20 protein-coding genes are annotated in these 24541 nt (G+C 62.6%); 11 read left to right on the forward strand and 9 right to left on the reverse strand.

The window, feature by feature from the left end:
• The 6 genes from bhcC (at position 1) to M511_RS11480 (ending at position 6807) form a co-directional block, all read left to right on the forward strand.
• The gene (bhcC, locus tag M511_RS11455) at positions 1-1164 is read left to right on the forward strand and encodes a 3-hydroxy-D-aspartate aldolase BhcC (RefSeq protein WP_010395298.1); all 1164 of its coding nucleotides are present in this window, start codon (positions 1-3) and stop codon (positions 1162-1164) included.
• Complete coding sequence (gene bhcD / locus M511_RS11460; RefSeq protein WP_085502250.1) at positions 1164-2126, forward strand: iminosuccinate reductase BhcD; 963 nt, start codon at positions 1164-1166, stop codon at positions 2124-2126. Before bhcC ends, bhcD begins: the two co-directional genes overlap by 1 nt.
• A 36-nt stretch (positions 2127-2162) precedes the next feature.
• Positions 2163-3644: a nucleobase:cation symporter-2 family protein gene (locus tag M511_RS11465; protein WP_010395302.1), complete on the forward strand. Its 1482-nt coding sequence runs from the start codon at positions 2163-2165 to the stop codon at positions 3642-3644.
• Positions 3644-4987, forward strand: a complete 1344-nt coding sequence (locus tag M511_RS11470; protein ID WP_010395303.1) for an 8-oxoguanine deaminase — start codon at positions 3644-3646, stop codon at positions 4985-4987. Before M511_RS11465 ends, M511_RS11470 begins: the two co-directional genes overlap by 1 nt.
• A gap of 16 nt (positions 4988-5003) precedes the next feature.
• Positions 5004-5354 (forward strand): hydroxyisourate hydrolase, encoded by a 351-nt coding sequence (gene uraH, locus M511_RS11475; RefSeq protein ID WP_010395305.1) that lies wholly within the window; start codon positions 5004-5006, stop codon positions 5352-5354.
• A 205-nt stretch (positions 5355-5559) separates the two neighbouring features.
• Positions 5560-6807 (forward strand): urate hydroxylase PuuD, encoded by a 1248-nt coding sequence (locus tag M511_RS11480; protein ID WP_010395308.1) that lies wholly within the window; start codon positions 5560-5562, stop codon positions 6805-6807.
• Positions 6808-6891: 84 nt separating this feature from the next.
• On the opposite strand, the gene M511_RS11485 is transcribed toward M511_RS11480, so the two are convergent.
• Positions 6892-7788 (reverse strand): LysR family transcriptional regulator, encoded by an 897-nt coding sequence (locus M511_RS11485; protein ID WP_010395310.1) that lies wholly within the window; start codon positions 7786-7788, stop codon positions 6892-6894.
• 118 nt (positions 7789-7906) lie between these two features.
• On the opposite strand from M511_RS11485, the gene xdhA reads away from it, so the two are divergent.
• The 4 genes from xdhA to guaD are packed head-to-tail and all read left to right on the forward strand — an operon-like array spanning position 7907 to position 13654.
• Positions 7907-9352, forward strand: coding sequence for a xanthine dehydrogenase small subunit (gene xdhA / locus M511_RS11490; RefSeq protein WP_085502251.1), 1446 nt, complete (start codon positions 7907-7909; stop codon positions 9350-9352).
• On the forward strand, positions 9349-11649 hold the full coding sequence (gene xdhB, locus M511_RS11495; RefSeq protein WP_010395317.1) for a xanthine dehydrogenase molybdopterin binding subunit: 2301 nt from the start codon (positions 9349-9351) through the stop codon (positions 11647-11649). The genes xdhA and xdhB overlap by 4 nt, the downstream gene beginning before the upstream one ends.
• A complete protein-coding gene (xdhC, locus tag M511_RS11500; protein ID WP_010395319.1) occupies positions 11646-12389 on the forward strand; it encodes a xanthine dehydrogenase accessory protein XdhC in 744 nt (247 codons plus the stop codon). The genes xdhB and xdhC overlap by 4 nt, the downstream gene beginning before the upstream one ends.
• On the forward strand, positions 12377-13654 hold the full coding sequence (gene guaD, locus M511_RS11505; protein WP_010395321.1) for a guanine deaminase: 1278 nt from the start codon (positions 12377-12379) through the stop codon (positions 13652-13654). Before xdhC ends, guaD begins: the two co-directional genes overlap by 13 nt.
• Before the next feature lie 21 nt (positions 13655-13675).
• Here guaD and M511_RS11510 read toward each other — a convergent pair whose 3' ends face one another.
• The 8 genes from M511_RS11510 to M511_RS11545 all read right to left on the reverse strand — a co-directional run bounded on the left by M511_RS11510 (position 13676) and on the right by M511_RS11545 (position 23923).
• Entirely contained in the window at positions 13676-14335 is a 660-nt protein-coding gene (locus M511_RS11510) for a response regulator transcription factor (RefSeq protein WP_010395323.1), read from the reverse strand.
• 8 nt (positions 14336-14343) lie between these two features.
• Positions 14344-15486, reverse strand: coding sequence for a sensor histidine kinase (locus M511_RS11515; protein ID WP_010395324.1), 1143 nt, complete (start codon positions 15484-15486; stop codon positions 14344-14346).
• Positions 15486-16199: an MgtC/SapB family protein gene (locus M511_RS11520; protein WP_085502252.1), complete on the reverse strand. Its 714-nt coding sequence runs from the start codon at positions 16197-16199 to the stop codon at positions 15486-15488. The genes M511_RS11515 and M511_RS11520 overlap by 1 nt, the downstream gene beginning before the upstream one ends.
• A gap of 23 nt (positions 16200-16222) precedes the next feature.
• Positions 16223-16414 carry a hypothetical protein gene (locus M511_RS11525; protein ID WP_085502253.1) on the reverse strand — a complete coding sequence of 64 codons (192 nt, stop codon included), beginning with the start codon at positions 16412-16414 and terminating at the stop codon, positions 16223-16225.
• A 188-nt stretch (positions 16415-16602) separates the two neighbouring features.
• Entirely contained in the window at positions 16603-19302 is a 2700-nt protein-coding gene (gene mgtA / locus M511_RS11530) for a magnesium-translocating P-type ATPase (RefSeq protein ID WP_085502254.1), read from the reverse strand.
• A 777-nt stretch (positions 19303-20079) separates the two neighbouring features.
• Entirely contained in the window at positions 20080-22314 is a 2235-nt protein-coding gene (gene ptsP, locus M511_RS11535) for a phosphoenolpyruvate--protein phosphotransferase (protein WP_085502256.1), read from the reverse strand.
• Between the two features lie 29 nt (positions 22315-22343).
• Positions 22344-23600, reverse strand: a complete 1257-nt coding sequence (locus tag M511_RS11540) for an aspartate kinase (protein WP_010395338.1) — start codon at positions 23598-23600, stop codon at positions 22344-22346.
• Positions 23601-23722: 122 nt separating this feature from the next.
• On the reverse strand, positions 23723-23923 hold the full coding sequence (locus tag M511_RS11545; protein ID WP_010395341.1) for a hypothetical protein: 201 nt from the start codon (positions 23921-23923) through the stop codon (positions 23723-23725).
• 345 nt (positions 23924-24268) lie between these two features.
• Here M511_RS11545 and M511_RS19215 point away from each other — a divergent pair.
• Positions 24269-24541, forward strand: a 273-nt coding sequence (locus M511_RS19215; protein ID WP_139824578.1) for a transposase, incomplete at its 3' end; no start/stop codon positions are given.

The following is a 24541-nucleotide window of genomic DNA, read 5'->3' on the forward strand; positions in this document are numbered from 1 at the left end:
ATGAACGCGAAAACGGATTTCTCCGGCTACGAAGTCGGTTACGACATTCCCGCCCTGCCCGGCATGGATGAAAACGATATCCAGACGCCATGCCTGATCCTCGACCTGGACGCGCTTGAGCGTAACATCAAGAAAATGGGTGATTACGCCAAGGCCCATGGGATGCGTCACCGCAGCCATGGCAAGATGCACAAATCCGTCGATGTGCAAAAGCTGCAGGAATCGCTGGGCGGCGCCGTCGGCGTCTGCTGTCAGAAAGTCAGCGAGGCCGAAGTCTTTGCCCGCGGCGGCATCAAGGACATCCTTGTCACCAACGAGGTGCGCAACCCCGCCAAGATCGACCGCCTTGCCCGTATGCCCAAGCTGGGCGCGACGGTCACTGTCTGTGTCGATGAGGTGGCCAATATCGCCGATCTGTCGGCCGCCGCGCAGCGCCACGGCACCGAACTGGGCATCTTTGTCGAGATCGACTGCGGCGCAGGCCGTTGCGGCGTCACGACCAAAGAAGCCGTGGTCGAGATCGCCAAGGCTGCCGCTGCCGCCCCGAACCTGACCTTCAAGGGCATTCAGGCCTATCAGGGCGCCATGCAGCACATGGACAGCTATGAGGATCGCAAGGCCAAGCTGGACGCCGCCATCGCACAGGTCGAAGAGGCCGTCGAGGCGCTGAAGGCCGAGGGTCTGAACCCCGAATTCGTCTCGGGTGGTGGCACCGGCTCGTATTACTTCGAAAGCAACTCGGGCGTTTATAACGAGCTTCAATGCGGCTCTTACGCCTTCATGGATGCCGATTACGGCCGTATCCATGACAAGGACGGCAACCGTATCGACCAGGGTGAATGGGAAAACGCCCTGTTCATCCTGACCTCGGTCATGTCGCATGCCAAGCCGCATCTGGCGGTGGTGGACGCGGGCCTCAAGGCTCAGTCCGTCGATAGCGGCCTGCCCTTCGTCTATGGCCGCAATGATGTGAAATACATCAAGTGCAGCGACGAACATGGCGTGGTCGAGGACAAGGACGGCGTGCTCAAGGTCAATGAAAAGCTGCGGCTGGTGCCCGGCCATTGCGACCCGACCTGCAACGTCCACGACTGGTATGTCGGCGTGCGCGGCGGCAAGGTCGAGGTGGTCTGGCCGGTCTCGGCGCGCGGAAAGGCCTACTGATGTATGTCGTCGCCGAAAAGGAAATCGCGGGTCTGATGAACCCCGAGGCGGCCTTTGAGGCCATCGAGGCGGTCTTCGCCGCGATGGCCCGGCGCAAGGCCTATAACTTTCCCGTGGTGCGCGAGGCCATCGGGTATGAGGACGCGCTTTATGGCTTTAAGGGCGGCTTTGACGCCTCGGGACTGGCGCTGGGGCTGAAGGCCGGGGGCTATTGGCCGAACAACCAAAAGCACGGGCTGATCAACCATCAGTCCACCGTCTTTCTGTTCGACCCGGATACCGGCCGGGTCTCGGCGGCGGTGGGTGGCAACCTGCTGACCGCGCTGCGCACGGCGGCGGCCTCGGCTGTGTCGATCAAGTATCTCGCGCCCAAAGGTGCAAAGGTGCTTGGCATGATCGGCGCCGGCCATCAGTCGGCCTTCCAGATGCGCGCCGCGGCCAATGTGCACGGCTTTGAAAAGGTCATCGGCTGGAACCCGCATCCCGAGATGCTGTCACGCCTTGCCGATACCGCTGCCGAGCTGGGTCTGCCCTTCGAGGCGGTCGATCTGCCGCAACTCGGCGAAGAGGCGGATGTGATCATCTCGATCACCTCGTCCTTCTCGCCGCTGCTTCTGAACGAGCATGTGAAGGGGCCGACGCATATCGCCGCCATGGGCACCGACACCAAGGGCAAGCAAGAGCTGGATCCGGCGCTGGTCACGCGCGCCCGGATCTTTACCGATGAGGTCGCACAGTCGATCAGCATCGGCGAATGCCAGCACGCCATCGCCGCAGGGCTGATCAAGGAGGAACAGATCAGCGAACTGGGCGCGGTGGTGACCGGGGACAACCCCGGCCGTGCTGATGCCGAAGTCACGCTGTTCGACGGCACTGGCGTCGGCCTGCAGGATCTGGCTGTCGCGCAAAAGGTCCTTGAGATCGCAAAAGAAAAAGGGATCGCGCAACAAGTCGAAATCTAAGCGGTAACGTCCTGAAAATAGGGAGGTATGGGACGAATGCAAAATCTGGACACCAGCCCCGGCTTTGATCCGGTCGAGGAGCGCATTGCCGCTCCTCGGCTGTTTGCCCTGGGCTTCCAGCATGTTCTGGTCATGTATGCCGGCGCTATCGCAGTGCCGCTGATTGTGGGCCGCGCCCTGCAGCTTTCGCCGCAGGACGTGGCCTTTCTGATTTCTGCCGACCTGTTCGTCTGCGGCATTGTCACCATCATCCAGTCCTTTGGCGCCACTCAGTGGTTTGGTATCCGTCTGCCCGTGATGATGGGCGTCACCTTTGCCGCTGTCGGTCCCATGGTTGCCATCGCCTCGGCCAACCCGGGACAGGAGGGCGCGCGGATGATGTTCGGTGCGATCATGGCCGCGGGGGTCATCTCGATCTTTTTCGCCCCGATCGTCAGCCGGCTGTTGCGGTTCTTTCCCAGTGTCGTCACCGGCACGGTGATCCTGGTGATCGGGGTCAGCCTGATGCCGGTCGGGATCAACTGGATCTTTGGCCTGCCGGTCGGCCCGACCGCGCCGCAGCTTGTCGATCCCGCCGCGCAAGCCTGGCTTGAGGCCGCCCGCGCCGCAGGAGAGGTTCCGGCAAGCGTCAAGCTGATGCCGACGATGCCGAATCCGGAATATGCCTCGGTCGAGCGTATCATCATCGGCATCACCGTTCTGGCCGCGATCCTGCTGATCGCACGCTATGCACGCGGCTTTGTCGCCAATATCGCAGTGCTGCTTGGCATCGTCATCGGTGGGGCTCTTGCCGCCGTCATGGGCATGATGCATTTCGACGGCATCGCCGAAGCCGCATGGTTCGCCCCGATCAAGCCGCTGCATTTCGGCACGCCGATCTTTGATCCGGTGATGATCGTGACCATGCTGCTGGTCATGTTTGTGACCATGATCGAATCGACGGGCATGTTCCTTGCGCTCAGTGACATTTGCGGCCGCCGCATGACCCCGCAGGCGCTTAGCGCCGGGCTGCGCGTGGACGGGCTGGGCACCGCTATCGGCGGTCTGTTCAACACTTTCCCCTATACCTCATTCAGCCAGAACGTCGGGCTGGTGGGTGTGACCGGGGTGCGCTCGCGCTTTGTCTGCGTGGCGGGCGGCGCAATCATGATCGTCCTTGGCCTGATCCCCAAGATGGGCGCGCTGGTCGAATCGCTGCCGACCACGGTGCTGGGCGGCGCAGGGCTGGTCATGTTCGGCATGGTCGCCGCGACCGGGATCCGCATCCTTTCGACCGTCGACTTCAAGGGCAACCGGCACAACCTGTTCATCGTTGCCGTATCGCTGGGGCTGGGAATGGTCCCGATGATTGCCCCTGACTTCAACCAGTGGCTGCCGCATTCGCTGCACACTCTGATCCATTCCGGCATCCTGCTTGCCGCCGTGGCCGCAGTAGGGTTGAACTGGTTCTTCAACGGCGCGCCGCATGCAAGCGAAGAAGAACTTGCCGCAGCCGCACACGCAAGCGAGGCACATTGATGACGAAACGCCTGCTCATCAGGGGCGCAGAAGTGGTGGTCACCATGGACAGCGCCCGGAGCGAGATCGCAGGCGGCGACATCCTGATCGACGGCGGAGTGATCTCTGCCGTCGGCACCGGGCTGGTCGCCGAAGACGCCGAGGTGATCGAGGCTCGGGGCTGTGTTGTCACCCCGGGCTTTGTGAACACCCATCATCACCTGTTCCAGACACTGACCCGAGCCGTCCCCGCCGCACAGGATGCGGCGCTGTTTGGCTGGCTGCGCACCCTTTATCCGATCTGGGGCCGCATGGGTCCCGAGGACATCCGCCTGTCCACCCGTATCGGCCTGGCCGAACTGGCGCTGTCAGGCTGCACCTGTTCGTCGGATCATCTCTATCTCTTTCCGAACGGCGCCCGGCTTGACGACAGTATCGAGGCCGCGACCGAGATCGGCATCCGTTTCACCGCCACCCGCGGCGCCATGTCGATCGGCGAATCCAAAGGCGGGCTGCCCCCCGACGCGCTGGTCGAGGATGAGACCGCGATCCTGAAAGACAGTGAACGGCTGGTCGCCGCCTTTCACGACCCCAATCCCGGCGCCATGGTGCAGGTGGGTCTGGCGCCCTGCTCTCCTTTCTCGGTCAGCCGTGAGTTGATGCGCGACGCCGCGATCCTGGCGCGCGAAAAGGGCGTGCGGCTGCATACCCATCTGGCCGAAAATGACGAGGATATCACCTATTCGCTGGTGAATTTCGGCATGTTGCCCGGTGATTACGCCGAAAGCCTGGGCTGGACCGGCGATGATGTCTGGCATGCTCATTGCGTGAAACTGTCCGACAAAGAGATCGACCTGTTTGCCCGCACCGGCACCGGGGTCGCACATTGCCCCTGCTCGAACGCTCGGCTTGCCTCGGGCATCGCGCCGGTCCGGCAGATGCGCGACGCGGGCGTGCCGGTCGGTCTTGGGGTCGACGGTTCGGCCAGCAACGATTGCAGCCATCTGGGGCTTGAGGCCCGGCAGGCGATGCTGGTCGCACGGCTCAAGGATGGCCCGGCCGCCATGGGCGCACGTGAGGCGCTTGAAATCGCCACGCTGGGCGGCGCACGGGTTCTGGGCCGCAGTGATATCGGTTCACTCGAACCCGGAAAACGCGCCGATCTGGTGCTTTGGGATGTCGCAGAGCTGCCCGCCGCCGGTCAATGGGACCCGGTCGCGGCGCTGGTCTTTTGCGCACCGATCCGGCCGCGCGCGGTTTATGTCGAAGGCCGCGCCGTGGTGCAGGATCACGACCTGCTGACCGCAGACACGAATCGCCTGAACGAACAGGCCCGCGCCGCCATCGCCCGGCTCGCGGATTGACAAGGAAAGGAAGAAAATGCCCGGCTATCTTACCACCCATGTGCTCGACACCGCGAACGGCACCCCCGCGCAGGGCATGCGGATCGAGCTTTACCGCCTTGACCCCGAGCGCCGGCTGATCGCCGAAACCGTCACCAACCATGATGGCCGCACCGACAGTCCGATCCTGCCCGAAGCCCAGTTCGACACCGGCGAATACGAGCTGATCTTTCATGTCGGCGCGTGGCTGGACGCACAGGGACATCAGGCCGCAAAGCCGCGCTTCCTTGATCAGGTGCCGCTACGGTTCGGCATGGCGGATCAGGACCACTATCATGTGCCGCTGCTGATCTCGCCCTACGGGTTTTCGACCTATCGCGGCAGCTGAGCCGCGCGCCCGTTTCCGGGGCCACTTACGCAGCAACAAGGTGCGGCCCGGCGCGGGTCCGAGGGGGCAATGCCCCCTTTTTTTCATTCCCCCCGGTCCGGATTAAGGATTTTCAACACATCGTTAAGACAGCAAGGGGAAATGTGTGAATACTCGCAACCCTTAGAAGCCGTTAGTCTTTCGCCAGCTAGACAGGAGACAGAGTATGTCCGATTTCGCCGTCATCTGGGATTGGCTCGCCTTTGCCATCCGCTGGACGCATGTCGTCACCGCCATCTGCTGGATCGGCTCTTCGTTCTATTTCGTCGCCCTTGACCTTGGGCTGCGCAAGGTGCCCGGCCTGCCCCCGGGTGCTCATGGCGAGGAATGGCAGGTTCACGGCGGCGGCTTTTATCACATCCAGAAATACCTCGTCGCACCCGAACGGATGCCCGAGCATCTGATCTGGTTCAAATGGGAAAGCTATATGACCTGGATCTCGGGGGCCGCGCTCCTGATGGTCACATATTGGGTCGGCTCAGAGCTGTTCCTGATAGATCCCGCCAAGATGGAGCTGGCGCCCTGGCAGGCAATCCTGATCTCGGGCGGGTCGCTGTCGATCGGCTGGCTGATCTATACCAACCTGTGCAAATCGCGGCTGGGTGAAACCCCGACCCTGCTGATGCTGATCCTGTTTGCACTGCTGGTGGTCATGGGCTGGGCCTATAATCAGGTGTTTACCGGCCGCGCGGTCATGCTGCATCTGGGTGCGTTTACCGCCACTATCATGACGGCGAACGTGTTCTTTATCATCATGCCGAACCAACGCATCGTCGTTGCCGATCTTAAGGCCGGACGCCCTGCCGATCCAAAATACGGCAAGATCGCCAAGCTGCGCTCGACCCATAACAACTATCTGACGTTGCCGGTGGTGTTCCTGATGCTGTCGAACCACTATCCGCTGGCCTTTGCCACCGAATACAACTGGGTCATCGCGGGGCTGATCTTCCTGATGGGTGTGACGATCCGCCACTTCTTCAACACCATGCACGCCGGTGGCGGCATGCGCTGGTGGACCTGGGCGGTAACCACGATCCTGTTCATCATCGTCATGTGGCTGTCGACCGCACCGATGTTCCGCCAGACGCTGGAAGAGGCCGAGGCCCGCGTCCTGACCCCCACCCAGCAGGCCATGGTTGACGTGGCCGGATGGGAGGACGCCTATAACGCGGTGATGGGTCGCTGCTCGATGTGCCACGCAAGGGAGCCCTCGTATGAGGGCATCCACACCGCACCCAAGGGCGTGCTGCTGGAAACCCCCGACGACATCACCCGCGCGGCGCGCGAGATCTATATCCAGGCTGGCGTGACCAATGCCATGCCGCCCGCCAACGTCAGCTTCATGGAGCCCGAAGAGCGTCAGGCGATCGTGGACTGGTATCGCAGCCTGCCCAAGACCTTTGCATTGAACTGAAATTACGCGCAGGGGAAAAAACACCCCCATCCGATGCCAGCCGCTGCCGTTCCCGGTCAGCGGCTGCGGCATTTTCAGGGGGCTTTATCCGAACAGCCCCCGCACCTCGCGGGCGATGAAATCGGCAAACAGCCGTACCTTGGGATCTTGCAAGCGGCGGTGCGGGGTCAGCACGCCGAATTGCGAGGGGATGGGCGGAAACTGCGGCAGCACCTCGACCAGCCGCCCGGCGGCAAGATGTTCGGCGACCTCATAACGCGGACGGTTGACGATCCCCCTGCCGGCCATGGCCCAGCCGCTGAGCACATCGCCGTCATCGGCATCGAACTTGCCGTTCACCAGCAGCTTTTGCGGCCCCTCGGGCGTTTGCAGCACCCAATAATATTCCGGGCTGCGCGGGTAACGCAGCAACAGGCAGTTATGCGAGGTCAGATCCTCGGGCCGCTCGGGGTGCCCGTGCTTTTCCAGATACTCGGGCGTCGCCACCAGCGCCCGGCGACATTCTGCAATCCGCCGCCATTTCAGTGCCGAATCCTGCGGCTCGCCCAGAAAAAAGGCGAGGTCGATTCCGTCAGCGATAATATCGACGTTGCGGTCCGACAGCCGCAGCCGCAGTTCGACCCCCGGATATTCGTCGCAGAACTTTGGCACCAAAGGCGCGATCAGCCTTCGCCCCAGACCCAAAGGCGCGGTCACCCGCAAGGCGCCATGGGGGTTGCCCGAAAAGCCCGAGACCACCGCCTCGGCCTCGTCCAGCGTCTCGATCACCCTGCGGGCGTTGTCGTAAAAGGCGCGCCCCACCTCGGTCGGCACCAGTTTGCGTGTGGTGCGATTAAGCAGGCGCACGCCAAAACGCGTCTCCAGATCCTTGATACGGTTCGAGGCCACCGCAGGTGACATGCGTAGGTCGCGCCCGCCCGCCGTGATTGAACCCAGCTCGACGACGCGCACGAAGACCCGCAGACTTTCAAGATATGGCATGGTCTCGCCCCCACTCTTTCAAGGAATCGCTGAAAGTCTTATGCTCAATCTGTGATTTCGCAAAGAGCAATTCACGCTTAGGCTTTCCCTATCCCCAGCCATTCCCAGCGAGGACCGAATGGGCCAAGAATTGCGCTTTCTTCTGAACGACAGCGAGGTGCGCCTGACCGAGGTCGGATCACGCGACACGCTTCTGGACTTTTTGCGGCTGAACCGCCGCCTGACCGGCACCAAAGAAGGCTGCGCCGAAGGCGATTGCGGCGCCTGCACCGTTCTGGTCGGCCGGCTTTATCAGGGCCGGTTGCATTACGAACCGATCAACGCCTGCATCCGCTTTCTTGCCTCGTGCCACGGCTGCCATATCGTGACGGTCGAGCATCTGCGCGGACCACAGGGCGGGCTGCATCCGGTTCAGGCCGCAATGGTCGAACATCACGGCAGCCAATGTGGCTTTTGCACGCCGGGCTTTGTCATGGCGCTTTACGGTCTGTGGATGCAGAACCCGCGCCCCGACATGCTGGCGATTGAAACCGCGCTGCAGGGCAACCTGTGCCGCTGCACGGGTTATGAGCCGATCGTGAAAGCCGCCTTTGCCGCCTCGGAGGCCGGAGGGCAGCATATGGATGCGCTGAGCGTCGAACGTGAGCACGTCATTGCCGCATTGAACGCCATCCCGCGCGAGCGGGTCGAGGTTGCGCGCGGCGATGACCGCGCCATCCTGCCCGCCGATGCCGCCGATCTGGCACAGGTGCTGGCCGCCCATCCCAGGGCGACCATCGTCGCCGGGGCCACGGATGTCGGGCTGTGGGTGACGAAATTCCTGCGCAACATCTCTCCGGCCGTGTTCATCGGCCATTTGCAGGACCTCAAGCGGATTGAGCTTGCCGGGGGTCGGATCACCATCGGCGCTGGCGTCACCTATAGCGAGTTTGAGCCGTTCTTGCGCGAACACTTCCCCGAGGCGGTTGATTACTGGCTGCGCATCGGCGGCTGGCAGGTCCGCAACGCCGGGACTATCGGCGGCAATATCGCCAACGGCTCTCCTATCGGCGAAACGCCGCCCCTGCTGATCGCGCTTGGTGCTACCCTGCGGCTGCGCAGCGCCGAGGGTACGCGCGAACTGCCGGTCGAGGATTACTTTATCGAATACGGCAAGCAGGACCGCCGCCCCGGCGAATTCGTCGAGGCGATCACCGTGCCGCTTAAAGGTAATGCCCGTATCGCCGCCTATAAGGTCAGCAAGCGCCACCACGCCGATATCACCGCCTCTGCCGCCGCCTTCCGGGTGGAAACCGACGGGACGACGATCATCGACGCACGCGTGGCCTTTGGCGGCATGGCCGGCACGCCCAAACGTGCGACCGGGGCCGAGGCCGCACTGAAGGGCCAGCCCTTCACCGCCGAGACCTTCGAGGCTGCGGCGCGCGCAGTCGCCAATGACTTTCAGCCGCTCACCGACTGGCGTGCCACCAAGGAATATCGCCAGACGCTTGCCGCCAATTTTTTCCGCCGCTTCTGGCTTGAACAGCAGGGTGAGGACCACCGCCTGAGGAGGGTCGAATGAAACAGGACGTTTTCGTCAAGGGCGCTGCCCATACGCCGATCATCCATGACTCGGCGGTCAAACATGTCACCGGCCAGGCCGATTACACCGACGACCTGCTGGAACCGGTGGGAACGCTGCACGCCTATCTGGGCCTTTCGACGGTCGCGCATGGCCGCATCCGTTCGCTGGATCTGTCCAAAGTGCGCGAGGCGCCCGGGGTGCATCTGGTCCTGACAGCCGAGGATATTCCCGGCGTGAACGACATCTCTCCCTCGGGGCTGCATGACGAACCGCTGCTGGCCACCGATGAGGTGCAGTTCCACGGCCAGCCGATCTTTGCCGTGGTGGCCGAGACCCGCGATCAGGCACGCCGCGCCTGTCAGCTGGCACAGATCGAATACGAAGAGCTGCCCTTTGCCATCGACGCCATCGGTGCCCGCGACGCCGGTATGGGCTATGTGACCAAGCCGCTGAAGCTTCAGCGTGGCGACATGGCCGGGCTTGAGCGCGCGCCCCGCCGCATCTCGGGGCGGCTGACCGTCGGCGGGCAGGAGCATTTCTATCTTGAAAGCCAGATCGCCATGGCGATCCCGGGCGAGGATGATGAGGTGGTCGTCAACACCTCTACCCAACACCCCAGCGAAGTGCAGCATATGGTCGCCCATGTGCTGGGCGTGCCCTCGAATGCGGTGGTGGTAAACGTCCGGCGGATGGGCGGCGGGTTCGGCGGCAAGGAATCGCAGATGAACCCCTTTGCCTGCATCTCGGCGCTGGCAGCGAAAAAGCTGAACCGGGCCGTCAAGTTGCGGCCCGACCGCGACGACGATTTCGCCATCACCGGCAAGCGCCACGATTTCGTCATCGACTATGAGGTCGGCTATGACGAGACGGGTAAGATTCATGCGGTCGAGGCCGATTTCTACGCCCGCTGCGGCTTTTCGGCCGATCTGTCGGGTCCGGTGACCGACCGGGCGCTGTTTCATGCCGACAACGCCTATTTCTACCCGGCGGTCGAGCTGCGCAGCCATCCGATGAAGACCAACACCTGCTCAAACACCGCCTTCCGCGGCTTTGGCGGGCCGCAGGGCGTCATCATGGCCGAGCGCGTGATCGAAGATATTGCCTATACGCTGGGCCGCGATCCGCTGGAGATCCGCAAGCTGAACCTCTATCAGAACGGCCAGCTGACCCCCTATCATCAGGAGGTCGAGGACCAGATCCTGCCGCGCATCTTTGATGAGCTTGAGGCAAGCAGCGACTACCACGCCCGCAGGCAGGCCGTGCTGGACTGGAACGCCAAAGGTGGCGTCATCCGCAAGGGTATCGCACTGACCCCGGTCAAGTTCGGCATCAGCTTTACCGCAACCTGGTACAACCAGGCTGGCGCGCTGATCCACATCTATTCCGACGGCTCGGTCCACCTGAACCATGGCGGGACCGAGATGGGTCAGGGCCTGAACACCAAGGTCGCTCAGGTCGTGGCCGAGGCGCTGGGGATCGACATCGACCGCATCCGCATCACCAGGACCACGACCGAGAAAGTGCCGAACACCTCGGCCACCGCCGCATCGTCAGGGTCGGACCTGAACGGGATGGCGGCGCTTGATGCCTGTCAGCAGCTTATCGCCCGCCTGACCGCATTTGCGGCCGAGACCAAGGGCGTTGCCCCCGAACTGGTCAGCATCGGCGAGACGGTGCAGATCGGCAATGAAACCATGCCCTTCGACGCCTTTATCAAAAGCGCCTATATGGCGCGGATCCAGCTGTCGGCAGCGGGCTTTTACAAGACGCCAAAAATCCATTGGGACCGCGAAACCGGCCGGGGTCGCCCGTTCTACTATTTCGCCTATGGGGCGGCCTGCTCCGAAGTCTCGGTCGATACGCTGACCGGCGAATACGTCATCGAGCGCGCCGATGTCCTGCATGACGTTGGCCGCAGTCTGAACCCTGCGCTGGACAAGGGGCAGGTCGAGGGCGCTTTTGTACAAGGAACCGGCTGGCTGACCAGCGAGGAACTGTGGTGGGACGACAAGGGGCGACTGCGCACGCACGCGCCTTCGACCTACAAGATCCCGCTGGCCTCGGACCGACCCAAGGTCTTTAACGTCAATCTCGCCGACTGGTCAGTGAACCGCGAGGCGACGATCAAACGCTCAAAGGCCGTGGGCGAGCCGCCCTTTATGCTGGGGATCAGCGTCTTTCAGGCGCTGAACATGGCGGTCGCCTCTTTCAACGGCTATGCCGAGAACCCGCGCATCGACGCCCCCGCAACGCCCGAGCGGGTGCTGATGGCGATCGAGCGGGTGCGGCGATGATCCGGGTCGAGGTTACGCGCACGCGCGGTTCAGCCCCGCGCGAAAAGGGGGCGGTGATGCATGTCACCGAACAGGGCCTCAGCGGCACGATCGGGGGTGGCCAGCTTGAATATATGGCCATCGACCGCGCCCGGCAGATGCTGGCGCGCGGCGAAGAGGCGGCTTGCATGGACGTGCCGCTGGGACCGCAGATCGGCCAATGCTGCGGTGGCCGGGTCGAGCTTGTGCTGACCCGCGTCGCCGAAGCGCCGCCCCAGCCCGAACATCCCCGGGTGCTGATTTTTGGCGCAGGCCATGTCGGGCGGGCGCTTTCGCGCGCGCTGGCGCTTTTGCCGCTGCGGCCGATCCTGATCGACCAGCGCGCAGGCGAGCTCGCGCAGGCAGAGGGCGAAACCCGCCTGACCCCCCTGCCCGAAGCCGAGATCCGCCACGCCCCGTTTGGCACCAGCTTTGTCGTCGTTACCCATGATCACGCGCTGGATTTCCTGCTGGCGGCCGAGGCGCTGCGCCGTATGGACGCGCCTTATATCGGCATGATCGGCAGCCGGACCAAGCTGGCGCAGTTTCGCCGCTTTGCCCGGGCGCAGGGGCTCGACACCGACCGGCTGACCTGCCCCATCGGCGCAGGCTGGTCGCGTGACAAGCGCCCCGAGATCATCGCCGCCTTCACCGCCGCCGAGATTATCGGCCGTCTGACCGAAACCGTTTCTTCACCGAAAAGACACCCATGCGAAAGCTGATCCGGGGGCGCACGCTCTCATTCCATGCCGACCCGGTCGAGGTCGAAAACGCGTTTACCTATCACGAGGATGGCGCCGTCATCGTCGAGGATGGCAAGATCGCCGCCGTCGGCGATTACGCCGATCTGCGCCAGCCCGACCTGCCGGAAACCGATCACCGCCCGCATCTGATCCTGCCGGGCTTTATCGACACCCATATCCATTTCCCGCAAGTGCAGGTGATCGCCAGCTGGGGCGCGCAGCTTCTTGATTGGCTGAACACCTATACCTTTCCCGAGGAATCGCGCTTTGCCCAGCAGGGACACGCCCCGGCCATGGCCGAGCGGTTCCTCGACCTGCTGCTGGCCCATGGCACCACCACCGCCGTCGCCTTTTGTTCGGTCCATCCGCAATCGGCCGAGGCGCTGTTTTCAGCAGCCGAGGCACGCAGTATGGCGATGATCGCCGGCAAGGTGATGATGGACCGCAATGCGCCCGAGGCGGTGCTGGACACCCCCCAACAGGGCTATGACGACAGCAAGGCGCTGATCGCCAAATGGCACGGCCGCGGCAGGCTGCGCTATGCGATCACACCGCGCTTTGCCATCACCTCGACGCCCGAGCAGATGCAGATGGCGGGCCAGCTTGTCCGCGAACATCCCGACTGTCATGTGCAAACCCACCTGAGCGAGAACCGCGACGAGATCGCATTTACGCTAAGCCTATACCCGCAGGCGCGCGACTATCTGGACATCTATGAGACCTACGGCCTGCTTTCGGATAAGCTGCTGCTGGGCCACTCGATCCACCTTGAACCGCGCGAGATTGCCCGCATGGCCGAGACCGGCTCACGCGCGGTGTTCTGTCCGACCTCGAACCTGTTCCTCGGCTCGGGCCTGTTTGACGAGGCGGGCTTGCGTGCTGCGGGCGTGGTCAGCGGCATCGCCACCGATGTCGGCGGCGGCACCAGCTATTCGATGCTGCAAACCCTGAACGAGGGTTACAAGATCCTGCAAATGCGCGGGCAAAAGCTGCATCCCTTTGCCGCCTTCCATTGGGTCACGCGTGGCAATGCGCTGGCGCTTGGCATGGCCGACCGCATCGGCACGCTGGACACCGGCAGCGACGCCGATCTGGTGGTGCTCGACAGCCGCGCCACCCCGGCGATGGCACTGCGTATGGATCGGGCCGGGACGCTGGCCGAAGAGCTGTTCATCCTGCAAATCCTGGGCGATGACCGCTCGATCGCGCAGACCTATGTCGCCGGAGAACCGATGCTTGGCTAAGGGCCAGACCAGCTGACGGGTTCAGTCCCGCCAGCCCCGGTCTGCCTCGTGAATACGTTCCGCAAAGCGGACCAGATCGGCAAGTGACTGTGCCCCGATCTTGCGCATCACCCGGCCGCGCCGGACCTTGACGGTGATTTCGCTGACATCCAGCATCCCGGCGATCTGTTTGTTCAACAGCCCCTTTATGACCAGATCCATCACTGCGCGTTCGCCTTGGTTCAGGCTGGCATAGCGGCGGCGCAGATCCTGCCTGACCGCCTCTTCCTGCCGGCGGATGCGGTCCCGGGCGATACCCTGCTGAATGGCATCAAGCAGGTCCTGATCCCGAAAGGGCTTGGTCAGAAACTCGATGGCGCCGCCCTTCATCGCACGGACGGACATGGGGATATCGCCATGGGCAGTGATAAAGACGATGGGGATATGCAGCCCCTGCCGCGCCAGCTCGTCCTGAAAATCAAGGCCGCTCAGCCCGGGCATACGCACATCAAGCACCAGACAGGCCGGGGCATCGGGCCGCTCAGCCTGTAAAAACTCCTGGCTTGAGGCAAATAGCATGCTGCCCAGTCCGACCGAGGCCAGCAGATCCTCAAGCGCGTCCCGGACCGATCTGTCGTCATCGACGACAAAGACCACAGGCTGATCCTGCTGACTGTCTTTAGGCATATTGTCCCGGTTCATAGGCATCATCACCCCCGTGTCTGGCGCGCGCGCAGGGTAAAATGAAATACCGCCCCGCCCTCGGGTTGCGGCTCGACCCAGATCCGTCCGCCATGCGCCTCGACGATCGAGCGGCTGACGGCAAGCCCAATCCCCATTCCCTGAGGTTTGGTGGTGTAGAAGGCATCGAATATGCCTGCAACCGCCTCGGGCGGGACACCTGTGCCATGGTCGCGGATCGAGAAGCGCACGAAGCCCGGCACTTCGCACGCCAGATCAATCGCCAGCTCGCGTCGCTCGGCCGGGGTGGCGGCCATGGCGTCGATGGCGTTCAGGACGATGTTCAACAGGACCTGCTGGACCTGCACGCTATCGGCCAACACAAGGGGCAGGCCATCGGCCGGTCTGACACGCACCCGGACCCCGTTCCGGTCCAGCTCACCGCGGCTTAGCGCGACGACCCCGGCGACCAGTACCGGGGCCTCTTGCCAATCTGCCCGCGGATCGGCGCGTTTGGACAGGTTGCGCACCTGCGCGACGATATCGCTGGCCCGGTTCGCATCGCCGATGATCCGCTCAAGCGCCTGTCGCGCCTTGCCAAGATTGGGCGGACCCGCCGCCAGCCAGCGCAACCCCGCATTGGCGCTGGTTACCACCGCCGTCAGAGGCTGGTTCACCTCATGCGCGATTGATGCGGTCATCTCGCCCAGCGTATTGACCCGGGCAAGCCGGACAAGCTGAGCCCGCGCCTCATGTTCGGCCAGAATGACCGAAGATCGGGTCAGGGCCAGATATGTGGTGATGGCAATGGCGCAAAGGCTCAGCGCGCAATTGATCACGCCAGCTTCGTAAGCCCCGGCGTGAGTAAAGAAGAAACTGGCCAGCGTCAGCACGATGCAGCTTGCCGCCACTACCAGCACACCGCGCCGGCGCAGGAACCCATCGGCGATCAGCACCACGGCGACGTAAAAGACCGCCACCGCGATTTCCAGCGCAGTGATGGTATCGGCGACGAATATCACCACCATCAGCCCAAGCATGAATGCCCAGCGCAGGGTGACGGCGATTTCTGCAAGACCCGGACGATTTTCGATCACCCCATCATCCTTTTCGGCTGTACCGACTGCTGTCGGGCGCGGTTCTACACCTTCGACGCGGGCGGAACGACGCATTAATCCCGCCCCGTCCCGGCCGCGTCCAGACGCCATCGGGCGGCAGTGACCATCGGCTCAATGCTCAGCCGGCCGACGATCTGCTCAAGCAGCCGGTCCTGCCGGTTGTCGGCGCGCACGAAGGCCAGGACCTCGACCCGGTTGCTGTCCTCGATATTGCTGCTTTCCAGCTCGTGGATATGCAGGGCTGTGCCCAGATCGCGCAGCAGCAGCGCGCGGATCTGGGCCTCGACCTCGCCATGACAAACGATCGAGATGTGGTACTCCGCCCCGGCCTCGCTGGAGGCGACGGGGCGGCGTCCGATGACCCGCACCAGTGGTCGCAGTACCAGATTGACACCGATCACGAAACAGGCGGCAATGGTGGCGTGGGGATAAAAACCGGCGCCACACAGCACCCCCACCGCCGCCGAACACCAAAGCGTCGCTGCCGTGTTCAGGCCGGTGACGTTGAGGCCTTCCTTGAAGATGATGCCGGCGCCCAGAAAGCCGATCCCCGAAACGACCTGCGCCGCCATCCGGGTCGGGCTCATCTCGCCCGAGACAAGGCTTGCAAACAGCACGAAACTCGCCGCACCCAGCGCCACCAGCGTGTTGGTGCGCAGACCGGCGAGCCTTTGGCGCCATTGCCGCTCAAACCCGATCAGGCCGCCGAGCAACACCGCTGCGCTGAGGCCGAAAAAAGTCTGCGGAAGATGGTCAGTATTCAACATCGCACTCTCTCCTTCTGCCTGGGTCAAAGGGTCCGCGCCGGAGCGGGTAGCGGGGCCACCCCCTCTGCCTCGCGGATCGGCGCAACGAGCAGCAGGAGCGTGATCAGCAACAGATAGACGGCAACCGTGACCCAGCGGGCTGCACGAAGCGCAATAGGCACGGGCTGGACAAGAGGCTGGGGGTTGCGTGACATAAGGATCGGACGTTGAAACATGGCGAAACTCCGTGGCAGGCAGTAAGAGAACGCCTCATCCGCCTGCCGTGGTGCCGCGCTCAGAATATCCAGATGAACTGGCCGCAACTTGAAGGGTCGTCCATTGTCCCTGTCCTTTCTGTCATGCAGTGATCCGGCCAACGGCATCGCCGGGACGCGCCGCTGGCCATTCCGGTTCTGACCGCGCCTTACAGCCAGGCCTTGAAACGGCGGATGTAGAGCGTTTTCACCAGCTGGGTCAGCACACAATACCCTGCCAAAGTCGCCACCAGCCAAGGAAAGTAGGACCAGGGCAGCGGTTGCAGCCCAATCATGCTGCCAAGCGGCGAGAAGGGAATATAGATGCCCAGCACCATGATCGCCCCGGTCAGCAGCAGAACGGGCCAGGTCGCCGTGCTCTGGACAAAGGGTATCTTACGCGTGCGGATCATATGCACGACCAGCGTCTGGGACAGCAGCCCCTCGATGAACCAGCCCGACTGAAAGAGCGACTGTTCCCCGATCGTGTTGGCGCTGAAGACGAACCACATCAGGCAATAGGTGGTGATATCAAAGATCGAGCTGATCGGACCGATGACCACCATAAAGCGGGCGATGTCCCCCGCATACCATTGGCGCGGCTTTTCCAGATACTCCTCATCCATGCGGTCCCAGGGCAGCGACAGCTGCGAGACGTCATAGCAAAGGTTCTGGATCAGCAGGTGGATCGGCATCATCGGCAGAAACGGCAGAAAGGCCGAGGCCACCAGCACGCTGAACACATTGCCAAAGTTCGAGCTGGCCGTCATCTTGATATATTTGATGATATTGCCAAAAACCTCGCGGCCCTTGATCACGCCCTCTTCCAGCACCATCAGGCTTTTCTCAAGCAGGATGATATCGGCGGATTCCTTGGCAATATCTGCGGCGGTATCGACCGATATCCCCACATCGGCATCGCGCAGCGCCGGAGCATCGTTGATCCCGTCGCCCAGATAGCCGACGGTATGACCCAGCGATTTCAGCACCTGAATGACGCGCGCCTTGTCCAGCGGCGACATCTTGGCAAATACCGTCGTACGCCCGGCAACCTCGGCCAGCTGCGTATCGTCCAGCCTTGCGATGTCGCGCCCAAGCAGCGGGGTTCCGACCTTTAGCCCGACTTCATGACAGATCTTGGCGGTGACGACAGCATTGTCACCGGTCAGGATCTTGACCGCTACGCCATGGGAATGCAGCGCGGCAATCGCCGCCCGCGCGCTGTCCTTGGGCGGATCGAGAAAGGCGAGGAAACCGTGCAGCGTCAACCCGGCCTCATCGCTAAGCGAATAGGCAGATTTTGCCTCTGCGCTGGTGAATTCGCGGGTGGCGACCAGCACCACGCGCAGACCATCCTCATTCAGCGCCCGCGCGCGGGCAACCAGAGCGGCGCGCCGCTCGGCATCCAACGGGCACATGCCGTCAGGACCCGCGACGAAAGAGGAAATCGCCAGCATCTCTTCGACAGCGCCCTTGCAGACAAGCAGGTGCTCCCCCCCTTCTCCGGCGACCACGACAGAAAGGCGGCGGCGGACAAAATCAAAGGGGATCTCGTCCACCTTGTGATAGTTCAGGGGCCAGTCCGTGCCTTTGCGGTTTTTGTTGGCCGCGGCATAGTCCAGCACAGCAAGGTCAAGCAGGTTCTTGACCCCGGTCTGATGGTGGCTGTTCAGCCATGCAATCTGCAACACCCGGTCATCTGGCACGCCTTCGGTATTGAAATGCGCCTCAAGAATGACGCGGTCCTGGGTCAGCGTGCCGGTCTTGTCGGTGCAAAGCACATCCATCGCGCCAAAGTTCTGGATGGCGTTCAGGCGTTTGACGATCACCTTGCGCCGCGACATGGCAATCGCGCCTTTGGCAAGGTTCGCGGTCACGATCAGCGGCAGCATTTCGGGCGTCAGGCCGACAGCGACAGACAGCGAGAACATCAGCGCCTCAAGCCAGTCCCCCTTGACCACGCCATTGATGACCAGAACGATCGGCACCATCACCAGCATAAAGCGGATCAGCAAATAGCTGACACTTTTGACGCCGCGGTCGAACGAGGTCTCGGCCCGGGTGCCAACGATGGCTTTGGAAAGAGAGCCGAAATAGGTGTGATTGCCGGTCGCAACCACAATCGCGTGGCCCTGTCCGCTGACGACATTCGTCCCCATGAAGCAGATGTTGCTGAGATCAAGCGGCCCGGCATCGGCGGGCGCGACGGCACCGGCCGATTTCTCGGCCACCGCGCCGAGCGTGTCGTATTTCTCGACCGGGATGGATTCGCCGGTCAGGACCGCCTGACTGACAAACAGGTCCTTAGATTCGATCAGCCGCACATCGGCGGGGATCATGTCACCGGCACCAAGGCGTACAATATCGCCGACGACCAGTTCGCGCATGGGGATCTCGGACCATTGCCCCTCTGGCGCGCCCCCGGTACGGCGCAGCACGGTTGCGGTGGTGCGCACCATGGCCTGCAACGCCTCGGCCGCGCGGGTCGAGCGGAACTCCTGCCAGAAACGCAGGATAACGCTCAGCACGATCATGGTGCCGATGATGATCGGGCCGGTCAGATCCTCGGGCTCAAGATAGACCGAAATCGCCGCCAGCATCGCCAGAACCAGGATGAAGGGGTTTTTCAGTGTTGCAAGCAACTGGATCGCCCAATGCGGAGCCTTTTCGTGGACGGTCTCGTTCGGACCGTTCCTGTGCAGGCGACGTTCGGCCTCGGCCGCAGTCAGGCCGCTCAGCGAGGATTTCAGGTTCGCAATCGTGATGGTCAGGTCGTTGTTTGCCTCACGCACGGCCCGCATCGAAAGAAGGGCCGCAGGTTTCTGCGGCGTCTGCCTGTGTCGCTCGCGGGTGGAAAGTATCTGGTTCATTATCGGTTCTGCCTTGTCGTTTTGCACGCAGCGGCGCGGCAGAAACGGTACCCTGTCTCAGAAAAACAGCGGCCCGTCCCTCGCTGGCACGAGCCGCGTGGAGCATTGATCAAATCGCGTTTCTGCATGGGGCCGCCGCCCGGGCCTCAGGGCAAAAGCGGCGGCCGGTCAAGGTCCGCTATCCGTGTCGGAGCCTTTTCCCCGGCATCCTGCGCGGAAACGCCCGTGCGCCCCGCAAAAGCCCAGGCTCGGTGCCAGCGCCTTCATCGACAGTGACACGGGCGGCGTGCCAGGAAACCGTCAGTTGCCGGGTGCCAGGGCTGACGGACCAGCACATCCGCAGACGCGGCGCGGCCTGCATGGCCGACACCGGGCGGATGGGACGGATAACGTGATTGCGCCGGCCCTGGACCGGCACCACATTCCTGATGCGAATGCTGTTGTTCATGTCTCACCTCGTTATCCGCTGCAACGGACACCCCGAGGAGAGACCTGGCGGCCTAGCCCGTGCGGAGCATCTTTTGCAGCGCGTTAGATCGACTACTGTCGCTCGCCATTTCTGTACTTTCCTGTAGATGTCCGGTCGCGCAGGCGTCGGACGGCGTGGTTGCTCTTTAGACCAGGCGCGCACTCCTGACGAGTGCGCGTGAGGAAAGAACGGCCTGCTATTGGTATCCCGTTGATATACTTTTGTATAACCGCGCCCCGGACAGAGGGCCTGGCCGATCCGGGCTCAGCAGGGTTTGGTTGCGGCCGGGCGGTGTGGCGCGACCCGGGCTATTGCCGGGCCAGCCATTCGGTGACCGGGCGACGCAGATTGATTTCGCCCGCAGCGCGCGCGTCATCAATCACCCGCTTCAGCTCGCTCAGGTTCACCCGGCGGATCAGATGCTTGACCGGCCCGATCGAGGCCGGGCGCATCGACAGCCGCCGAAAGCCAAGCGCGGCAAAGGTCACCGCCTCGATCGGGCGGCCGGCATCCTCGCCGCAGAAAGATACGGGCACCCGCGCCTCATCGCAGCGCTGCACGATCTGCTCCAGCAGCGTGATGAACGAGGTGTTGAGCGTGTCATAACGCCGCCGCACCATCTCGTTTTCACGGTCAGCAGCAAAGAAGAACTGCTTCAGGTCATTACCCCCGACCGAGATAAAGTCGCACATCTCAAAGAATTTCTTCGGGGCAAACGCCATCGACGGCGTCTCAAGCATCGCACCGACCCGGATATCCGACGGCAGCGCGTGACCCAGACGCTGTTCACGGGCAAGCTGCTCCATCAGCAGCTTATGCGCCTCTTCGAACTCGTTCATCTCGGTGATGAAGGGAAACATGACATGCAACGGCTGGCCAATGGCGGCACGGATCAGCGCCTGCAACTGCATGCGCAGCACCCCCCGCTTGTCCAGCCCGACACGGATCGCCCGCCAGCCCATGGCCGGGTTCGGTTCGTCCTGTGGCTTCATATAGGGCAGCACCTTGTCCGAACCGATATCGAGCGTTCGGAACATCACCGGCTTGCCATGGGCATTGTCCAGCACATGGGCATAAAGCGCCGCAAGCTCACCCCGGCGCGGAACCTTGGTACGGGTCAGGAACTGCAACTCGGTGCGGAACAGCCCCACCCCCTCCGCGCCCGAGCTTTCAAGGCTGGGCAGATCGGCCATCAGCCCCGCATTCATGTAAAGCTGAATCGTCGTGCCGCATGTCGAGGTTGCAGGCAGGTCACGCAGCCCGGCATAGCGCTGTTGTGCTTCGGCCTGCATGGCCATCTTGTCGCGGAAAGCCTTGGTGACGGTCTCTTCCGGGCGCAGATGCACCGTGCCCATGTCGCCATCAACAAGGATCAGATCACCGTTAAGCGCCTCGGAGGTGATGCGCTCGGCATGGATCACCAGCGGAATTGCCAGCGCACGAGCGACGATGGCGGCGTGGCTGCCAACAGAGCCTTCCTCAAGCACCACGCCTTTGAGCCGTCGGCCATAGTCCAAAAGCTCGGCCGGACCGATGTTGCGGGCGACAAGGATCGGATCCTCGGGCATTTCGGCCCCGGTATCGCGACCCTGCCCGGTCAGGATGCGCAGCAGCCGGTTGGACAGATCGTCAAGATCGTGCAGCCGGTCGCGCAAATAGGGATCGGCGGCGCTTTCCAGCCGGGCGCGAGCCTGACTTTGTTCTTTTTCGACGGCCGCTTCAGCCGAAAGGCCAAGGTCGATCGCCTCTTCCATCCGGCGCAGCCAACTGCGCGAATGGGCAAACATGCGATAGGTCTCCATCACCTCGGCAGAATCGCCCGAGCCCATATCGGCGGCGGCCAGCAAGGAATCGACCGTGGTGCGCAACATGGCCACGGCCTCATTCAGCCGCGCCTTTTCCTTTAACGGATCGTCGGCAACAGGGTTCGTTATCACGACGCGCGGCTCGTGCAGCCAGACATGACCTTCGGCCGTGCCCTCTTGCCCGGTCGTGCCGCGGAACATGATCGGGAAATGGTGCAGGCTGTCCGCCTGCGAGCCAAGAAAAGCGCCCAGTTCGGCCATTTCGGCCAGAACCATGGCGACGACCTCAAGGCCATAAACCTCATCCTCGCTGAACTGGCGGGCACTGCGGGACTGCACCACCAGCACACCCAGTCTTTCGCCGACGCGCTGAATCGGCACGCCCAGAAAGCTGGAGAACACCTCTTCGCCGGTCTCGGGCATGTAGCGAAAACCGGGCTCACCCGGGGCATCGGCGGTGTTTACATGTCGCCCGGTGCGGGCAACACGACCTACCAGCCCCTCACCCAGACGCAGACGGGTCTTGTGCACGGCCTCGGGCTTCAGCCCCTCGGTCGCGCAAAGCTCCAGCGTTTCGGGGTCGCGAAACAGATAGATCGAGCAGACCTCGGTCCCCATCGAATCAGCGATATGATGGGTAATCTGGTCCAGACGATGCTGCCCCCCTCCGGGGGCCGCCAAAGTCTCGCGCAGCCGCCGCAGCAGCTTGCGCGATTCGCTGTCTTTGCGTTCGGGCATAATCCTCCCGCTTCAGCCGTCAGTCTGGTTCAGGACTGTTCCAGTTCAAAGGCATCATGCAGTGCCTGAACCGCCAGTTCCATATATTTGCGGTCGATCAGCACCGAAATCTTGATTTCGCTGGTAGAAATCACCTTGATGTTGATGTTTTCATCGGCCAGCGCCTTGAACATGCGCGCCGCAACACCGGCATGGCTGCGCATACCGATACCAACGACCGAAACCTTGGCGACCTCGGTATCGACGACCAGTTCGTCATAGGCGATGTGACCGGCGGCCTTGGCCTCTTCCATTGCCTTGCGGGCGCGGGCGACCTGGTTGACCGGGCACGAGAAGGTCATGTCGGTGACGGCACCCGGATGGTCCTCGTAGTTCCGTTCCGAAATGTTCTGGACGATCATATCCACGTTGACGCCAGCGTCGGCCAGCGGCGCAAAGATCGCGGCCGAAATGCCGGGACGATCCTCGACTGTGACCAGGGTGATCTTGGCCTCTTCGCGGGAATATGCGACGCCGTTAACGACTTTCGATTCCATGATTTCATCCTCATCGCAGACCAGAGTGCCGCTGTTTTCGTCGGTATCTTCGAACGAACTCAGCACCCGCAGGCGGACCTTGTAGCGCAGCGCCAGTTCGACCGAGCGCGTCTGAAGCACCTTGGCCCCCAGACTGGCCAGCTCCAGCATTTCTTCAAAGGCGATCTTGTCAAGCTTGCGCGCCTTGGAGGTGATGCGCGGGTCGGTGGTATAGACCCCGTCCACATCGGTATAGATATCGCAACGTTCGGCCCCAAAGGCGGCGGCAAAGGCAACGGCGGTGGTGTCCGAGCCGCCCCGGCCAAGCGTGGTGATGCGGTTGTCCACGGTGATGCCCTGGAAACCCGCAACCACGGCAACCCGCATGCCTTCGGCAAATTTCTGGTCGATGTTGTCGCGCGGAATATCGACAAGCCGCGCCGCCGAATGCTGGGACGTGGTATGGATCGGCACCTGCCAGCCCTGCCAGCTGCGCGCGGGCACACCCATTTCCTGCAGCGTCAGCGCCATCAGCCCGGCCGTGACATTCTCACCCGAAGCAACGACAGCATCATACTCGCGCGCGTCAAACAGCGGCGAGGTCGCCTCGACCCAGCCGACCAGTTCGTTGGTCTTGCCCGACATGGCACTGACGATGACGATGACGTCATAGCCGCGTTCGACCTCGCGCTGAACTTTCAGCGCGGCATTCTTGATGCGGTCCAGGTCGGCCACCGAAGTGCCGCCGAATTTCATCACCAGAAGCGGCATTTCTTGCCCCCAGCATCACCAGTTTTCCGGGGCGCGTTCTATGGGCCGCACAGGAAAAGAACAAGGGGCGGCGGGCAGTTCCAGCCGTTTCGGCTGCATTATTTTGCCAACCGCCCCGCCGCTCAGGCCCCGTAACGGTCGCGCCAGCGCAGATGGATATTCTCGCAATGGGCGGTTTCACGGAACATGCGGTCCATCAGCGCCATGAAAAAGCTGCGCCACAGCGACGGCGGCTGGCGATAGACACGAGAGCAAAGCGGCTCTGATCTTTGCCCCCCAAGTGTGCGGTTGATGCAGACGGATGCGATCCACCAGGCGTTCATGAAGACCTCGCTTACTCATCGAGGGTCTTTCAGCAGAGGAATGTGACATCTGGAAAACAGCCGGATCGCAGCCACAAGTTCACGCCATAGTGATACCACAAGGCCACACCTGCGGAAAAGCCGACGGGACCCGGGAAAACCCTGTGAATACGCAGATCAGACCGGGCAGATCAAAAAGCCGACGCAGCGTCAACAACCACAAGGTGTGTTGTGTATTTCCGGCGCATCAATTAGCCCCCCTCACTTCGCAAATATCACGCGAAAACCCCGACCCCACCGTGAGGTGGTGCCGGTTTCTGAGACAGGGGCATAAGGTGGATCGACCGATGAAAAGGACGATCCAGCATGAAGACACGCAGACGGTTTACGGCCGAGTTCAAGGCCAAGGTCGCGCTTGAGGCGATCCGCGGCGAGCGGACGATTTCGGAGTTAGCCACGAAACACCAGCTTCATCCCAACCAGATCACGCAGTGGAAGCGGCAGGCCATCGAGAACCTGGCCAAGGCGTTCGACGACAAGGCTTCCGACGCACAGGTCGGCCGGGAGGCCGAGGTCACGAAGCTGCACGCCAAGATCGGCCAGCTCGTCGTCGAGCGCGATTTTTTGGCCAAAGCCTTC

This window comes from Paracoccus sp. J56, from assembly GCF_019633685.1.
GTDB lineage: Bacteria > Pseudomonadota > Alphaproteobacteria > Rhodobacterales > Rhodobacteraceae > Paracoccus > Paracoccus kondratievae.

Excerpts from the sequence above, each read along its gene's own strand:
- mgtA (WP_085502254.1), bottom strand. The coding sequence starts at position 19,302 with ATGAACCAGATACTTTCCACCCGCGAGCGACACAGGCAGACGCCGCAG.
- M511_RS11470 (WP_010395303.1), top strand. The coding sequence starts at position 3,644 with ATGACGAAACGCCTGCTCATCAGGGGCGCAGAAGTGGTGGTCACCATG.
- M511_RS11480 (WP_010395308.1), top strand. The coding sequence starts at position 5,560 with ATGTCCGATTTCGCCGTCATCTGGGATTGGCTCGCCTTTGCCATCCGC.
- guaD (WP_010395321.1), top strand. The coding sequence starts at position 12,377 with ATGCGAAAGCTGATCCGGGGGCGCACGCTCTCATTCCATGCCGACCCG.
- M511_RS11465 (WP_010395302.1), top strand. The coding sequence starts at position 2,163 with ATGCAAAATCTGGACACCAGCCCCGGCTTTGATCCGGTCGAGGAGCGC.
- M511_RS11515 (WP_010395324.1), bottom strand. The coding sequence starts at position 15,486 with ATGCGTCGTTCCGCCCGCGTCGAAGGTGTAGAACCGCGCCCGACAGCA.
- bhcD (WP_085502250.1), top strand. The coding sequence starts at position 1,164 with ATGTATGTCGTCGCCGAAAAGGAAATCGCGGGTCTGATGAACCCCGAG.
- bhcC (WP_010395298.1), top strand. The coding sequence starts at position 1 with ATGAACGCGAAAACGGATTTCTCCGGCTACGAAGTCGGTTACGACATT.
- xdhB (WP_010395317.1), top strand. The coding sequence starts at position 9,349 with ATGAAACAGGACGTTTTCGTCAAGGGCGCTGCCCATACGCCGATCATC.
- xdhC (WP_010395319.1), top strand. The coding sequence starts at position 11,646 with ATGATCCGGGTCGAGGTTACGCGCACGCGCGGTTCAGCCCCGCGCGAA.
- xdhA (WP_085502251.1), top strand. The coding sequence starts at position 7,907 with ATGGGCCAAGAATTGCGCTTTCTTCTGAACGACAGCGAGGTGCGCCTG.
- M511_RS11520 (WP_085502252.1), bottom strand. The coding sequence starts at position 16,199 with ATGTTGAATACTGACCATCTTCCGCAGACTTTTTTCGGCCTCAGCGCA.
- uraH (WP_010395305.1), top strand. The coding sequence starts at position 5,004 with ATGCCCGGCTATCTTACCACCCATGTGCTCGACACCGCGAACGGCACC.
- ptsP (WP_085502256.1), bottom strand. The coding sequence starts at position 22,314 with ATGCCCGAACGCAAAGACAGCGAATCGCGCAAGCTGCTGCGGCGGCTG.
- M511_RS11485 (WP_010395310.1), bottom strand. The coding sequence starts at position 7,788 with ATGCCATATCTTGAAAGTCTGCGGGTCTTCGTGCGCGTCGTCGAGCTG.
- M511_RS11545 (WP_010395341.1), bottom strand. The coding sequence starts at position 23,923 with ATGAACGCCTGGTGGATCGCATCCGTCTGCATCAACCGCACACTTGGG.
- M511_RS11540 (WP_010395338.1), bottom strand. The coding sequence starts at position 23,600 with ATGCCGCTTCTGGTGATGAAATTCGGCGGCACTTCGGTGGCCGACCTG.
- M511_RS11525 (WP_085502253.1), bottom strand. The coding sequence starts at position 16,414 with ATGTTTCAACGTCCGATCCTTATGTCACGCAACCCCCAGCCTCTTGTC.
- M511_RS11510 (WP_010395323.1), bottom strand. The coding sequence starts at position 14,335 with ATGAACCGGGACAATATGCCTAAAGACAGTCAGCAGGATCAGCCTGTG.